At 61.0% G+C, this 846-nt stretch carries 1 protein-coding gene and 1 pseudogene; both read right to left on the bottom strand.

What is annotated here, in order from left to right:
* Positions 1-131, bottom strand: a pseudogene (locus AEQ63_RS29370) (DUF4123 domain-containing protein); the annotation flags it as partial.
* Positions 121-846, bottom strand: a 726-nt coding sequence (locus AEQ63_RS22190) for a bacteriophage T4 gp5 trimerisation domain-containing protein (protein ID WP_442965727.1), incomplete at its 5' end; no start/stop codon positions are given. The pseudogene AEQ63_RS29370 and the gene AEQ63_RS22190, both read right to left, overlap by 11 nt.

Here is an 846-nt window from a genome sequence, read left to right on the forward strand (position 1 = left end):
GGTTCGGTGAGGTACAGGGTTTTCAGCGCGTCGGCGTCGCTGGCGGCGCTGATGATCAGGTACAGGCGCTCGCCGCTTTGCAGCGGCTGTTGCGCCAGCCAGTCCTTGGGGGTAATTCGTTCAGATGGCACAGGCACCTGCCTTGCATTTTTCGCATTCTTCGCAGAACGGCGCGTTACGTTTCAGGGTGTTGATCTGCGCCGGGGTCAGGACCTGGCCGGCCTTGTCGGCGTCGGCTTGTTTCAACACGCCGGGCATCAACGGCGCCGCACCAGTCCCACTTCCCGGGCTGCCTCCGGAGTTCATGTTGATCACCGGCCCGCTCAGGGTCACGCCGCCAGCGTCGATCTTGATAAAACTGCCACCGCCGACCAGCGTGAGTTCGGCGCCGGCTTCCATGACCACTTTCATGCCGCTGCTCAGGTGGATTTCCTGGCCTGCGTCGATGAACTGGCCGGTGCCGATCTTGATGTGCTGGTTGACGCCGACGGTGAGGTGGTCGTTGGCGCGGGTTTCGACTTTGCGGTCGGCGTAGACGGTGTGGTGTTCTTCGGCCTTGAATTCGGTGTAGCTGTTCTGTTCGACGGTGTCGTGGCGTTCGTTGCCGACGCGGATCTTCTGGTCGTGCTCGATGTTTTCGTCCCAGTCGCGCTGGGCGTGCAGGTAGATCTGTTCCTGACCTTTCTTGTCTTCTATGCGCAGTTCGTTGTAACCGCCACCACCGATGGAGCTCAGGGTCTTGAAGGTGCTGCGGGTCTTGTTCGCCGGCAGTGGATAGGGAACGGTGTTTTCCTTGTGGTACAGGCACCCGCTGATCAAGGGCTGGTCGGGGTCGCCTTCAAGGAA

Origin of the sequence: Pseudomonas sp. RIT-PI-o (genome assembly GCF_001297215.1) — a bacterium.
GTDB lineage: Bacteria > Pseudomonadota > Gammaproteobacteria > Pseudomonadales > Pseudomonadaceae > Aquipseudomonas > Aquipseudomonas moraviensis_A.